Below are 3,533 nucleotides of genomic sequence, written 5' to 3'. Positions count from 1 at the left end.
GAGCTCGGCTTGCGGTACGGGCGGGGAGCAGGGCTTTTTTCCTGGCAGTCGGTGGGTCGGGGGCTGGGTCCCCATGCCCTTGGAGGCGAAATAAAGGAGGAGGTGGCGGCCGCAGGCCGACGCCGGGGGACATTCGCCGGAAAGGGCATGGGGACCCAGCCCCCGACCCACCGACTGCCGTGCCTGGAAAGGGCCAAAGCAACGGCACGTGCTTTTTTGCCACGCGGGCGGAAAAAGAACAAAAAAAAGGGCCCGGCAATGCCGGGCCCTCTTCTGAAACTGTACTACCAGAAGGATTAGTTCTGGACGTTCAGCTCGGTACGACGGTTCTTTGCACGACCTTCCGGGTTGTCCGAGCCATCCGGGTTGGTGTTCGGCGCAATCGGACGGCTCTCGCCGTAGCCGATCGGGCCCACCAGACGCGAAGCGGACACGCCGTTCTTGGTCAGGTAGTCATACACGGTGGTGGCGCGACGCTCCGACAGCTTCTGGTTGTAAGCGTCGGTACCCTTCGAGTCGGTGTGACCGGCAACTTCAACACGCAGATCCGGGTAACGCTTCAGGATCTCGGTGGCTTCGCTCAGGATCGCCACGGCGTCCGGACGCAGGGTCGCCTTGTCGAAGTCGAAGTTCACACCCTTCAGATCGATCGAGACCGGGACCGGGCAACCGTCCGGACCGATGGTCTGACCCGGCTGCGAATCCGGGCACTTGTCGTCGCAGTTGTTGACGCCGTCACCGTCGTCATCCAGGTCGGCGCAGCTCGGAGCAACCGGAGCCGGGGCAACCACAGCGGCGGTCGGAGCCGGGCCGAGCGGGATCACGACGCCGACCGAAGCCAGCACGTCGCCGAACCAGTCTTCCGACGGAGCGGAGATGCTCTGGTCGTCGAAGTCAGCGCGGTAGGCCACTTCGGCGCGGACAGCAACGCGCTTTTCGAAGGTGGTCTGCAGGCCGACGCCGAGCTTGGCGGCGAAGTTGCCGTCCTTGCGCTCACGCGGACCATTCAGGCTGTTGGCGGCGTACTCTTCTTCCGACTTCTGGTAGCCCAGACCCATCAGCAGGTACGGGTTCCAGCCACGGCCTTCAGAGATGAAGTGGCGACGCATGTCGACCGACACGCCGTACTGGCTCCAGTTCAGATCCTGGTTGGCATCGAAGTTCGGGTTCTGGTAGTTCAGCTCGCCGTCCAGCGACCAGTTGGGGCTGATGAACTTACCGAGGCCCAGGGTCACGAACGGAGCGTCGTTGGTCAGACGGTCGTTATCCTGGAAGTTGAAGCCGGCCGAACCGGTCAGGTACCAGCGGTCGTCAAAATCCTGCGCCGATGCAGCCTGGGCGAAAGCCAGACCGCCCAGCAGCGCGGCAGTGAGGATCTTCTTGTTCATTGAGTACAGCTCCTATTTCGGGGGTATGAAACCGGTAGAGGCATGGGCCAGCACCTGCGTCGTTTTCAGACTGCCGATTCAGCACGCCACCGCCGCGAACATTATGCTCAGGAGGGTGAAGGTGATGTTAACAGTCACGTAACATGTGAAGACGACCGCCAGACCTCTACCGGCCCAGCTGGTGGCACCCTATACAGGTTGATGAAATTGCGCAAGACCCAGCAATGGCAAGGGATCCGACCCCATTTTGCTACCCCTGGACTGCACCATCGCAGTATTCCGTGAAAAATCCGCACCCGCCTTGATTCAGCGCAAGAACAGCTTTGTTGGCGGACGTATGATGAGGAACGTCCTGCACCGGAGCTGCCATGAAAGCCGTGGGTTTGCGCCAGTACCTGCCGATCGACGACCCCGCCGCACTGCTTGATCTGACGCTGCCCGACCCCGGTCCGCCCTCAGGTTCGGATCTACGGGTGCGAATACAGGCCATTTCCGTCAATCCCGTGGATACCAAACAGCGCGCGCCGCGTCCGGAACGCGAAGATCCCCCGCGCATTCTTGGCTACGACGCCGCCGGAACCGTTGAAGCCGTTGGCCCGGACGTAGTGGCCTTCGCGCCCGGCGACGAGGTGTATTACGCCGGCGATGTGACACGCACCGGCAGCAACGCGCAGTGGCACCTGGTGGATGAGCGACTGGTCGGGCGCAAGCCGACCACGCTGGATTTCGCCGACGCCGCAGCGCTGCCGCTGACCACGCTGACTGCCTGGGAACTGCTGTTCCAGCGCATGCCATTGCAGTTTGATGACCGTCGCCATGCCGGCCAGGTGTTGCTGGTCATCGGCGGTGCCGGCGGCGTGGGTTCGATGGCGATCCAGCTGGCCCGGCATGCCGGCTTCACCGTGGTCGCCACGGCGTCGCGCGCCGCGTCGGTGCAGTGGTGCCTGCAGATGGGCGCCCACCACGTGGTCGACCACCACCAGCCCTTGCCACCGCAGCTGCAGGCACTGGGCATCGCGCAGGTGCAGGTGGCGCTCAACCTGGCCGACACCGACACGTACTGGGATGTGCTCGGCGAACTGCTGGCCCCACAGGGGCATGTCGGCCTGATCGTCGAGCCGCGCGCGGCATTGCGCATCGGCGATCCCTACAAGGCCAAGTGCATCGGCATCCATTGGGAATTCATGTTTGCACGCGCGAAGTTCCGCACCGCGGACATGATCGAACAGCACCGCATCCTGAACCGCGTTGCAAGCCTGGTCGATGCCGGCGAACTGCGCAGCACGCGCAGTGCGCATCTGGGCCTGATCAATGCCGCCAACCTGCGCGAGGCCCACCGGCAACTGGAAAGCGGTGGCACGGTCGGCAAGCTGGTGCTGGCCGGCTGGTAGACGCAAGCCGGTGGCGCAGGTGTCGGCGCATATTGGCGTGCATCTGTATCTGTCCGGCGTGGCGGGCGCACCCTACAGTCAAGGGCCCCTCCGGTGACACCTGCCATGCCCACTTCACTTCCCCTGCGCCTGTTGCAACTGCTGCTTGGCCTGTTCCTGTACGGCATGGGCGCGGCGGTGATGATCCGTGCCGCGATCGGGGTGGCGCCGTGGGATGTGCTGTCGCAGGTCATCGCGTTGCAGACGCCGCTGTCGTTCGGCGTGGCCACCAACGTGATCGGCGCGCTGGTGCTGTTGCTGTGGTGGCCGATCCGGCAGAAGCCGGGGCTGGGCACGGTACTCAACGTCATGCTGATCGGACCGAGCGCGCAGTTCGGCCTGTGGCTGCTGCCGGCGGTGCACGGGCTGGCGTGGCAGGTGCCGGTGTTCGTCTGTGGGCTGCTGATGGTGGCCGTGGCCACCGGCCTGTATATCGGCGCCAGGTTTGGCCCCGGCCCGCGCGACGGTCTGATGACCGGCCTGCACGCCCGCACCGGCTGGCCGATCTGGGTCGTCCGCAGCCTCATCGAGGGCACCGTGCTGCTGATCGGCTGGTGGCTGGGCGGCAACGTCGGCGTGGGCACCCTCGCCTTCGCGCTGCTGATCGGCCCGCTCTGCGGCGTCACGCTGCCGCTGTTCGGCATCCGCAAGCCCGCCCCCGCCACCGTCGCGGCACCGTAAGCCACGACCACCGCCGTGCCGACCAACGGTCGGC

General features: G+C 65.0%; 3 protein-coding genes. 2 read left to right on the top strand and 1 reads right to left on the bottom strand.

Annotated features, from left to right (window positions below; translation table 11 throughout):
- Positions 1 to 296: 296 nt before the first annotated feature.
- Positions 297 to 1,388, bottom strand: a complete 1,092-nt coding sequence (locus DBR34_RS16625; RefSeq protein ID WP_128097620.1) for an OmpA family protein — start codon at positions 1,386 to 1,388, stop codon at positions 297 to 299.
- A 368-nt stretch (positions 1,389 to 1,756) separates the two neighbouring features.
- On the opposite strand from DBR34_RS16625, the gene DBR34_RS16620 reads away from it, so the two are divergent.
- Positions 1,757 to 2,779, top strand: a complete 1,023-nt coding sequence (locus DBR34_RS16620) for a zinc-binding alcohol dehydrogenase family protein (RefSeq protein ID WP_128097619.1) — start codon at positions 1,757 to 1,759, stop codon at positions 2,777 to 2,779.
- 105 nt (positions 2,780 to 2,884) lie between these two features.
- Positions 2,885 to 3,499 carry a hypothetical protein gene (locus DBR34_RS16615; protein ID WP_128097618.1) on the top strand — a complete coding sequence of 205 codons (615 nt, stop codon included), beginning with the start codon at positions 2,885 to 2,887 and terminating at the stop codon, positions 3,497 to 3,499.
- The last annotated feature ends 34 nt before the right edge of the window (positions 3,500 to 3,533 follow it).

It is taken from the genome of Stenotrophomonas sp. HMWF003, from assembly GCF_003061285.1.
Lineage (GTDB): Bacteria > Pseudomonadota > Gammaproteobacteria > Xanthomonadales > Xanthomonadaceae > Stenotrophomonas > Stenotrophomonas maltophilia_AP.
The sequence above is the reverse complement of the archived record's forward strand: the minus strand, read 5'-3'. Positions and strand labels throughout refer to the sequence as shown.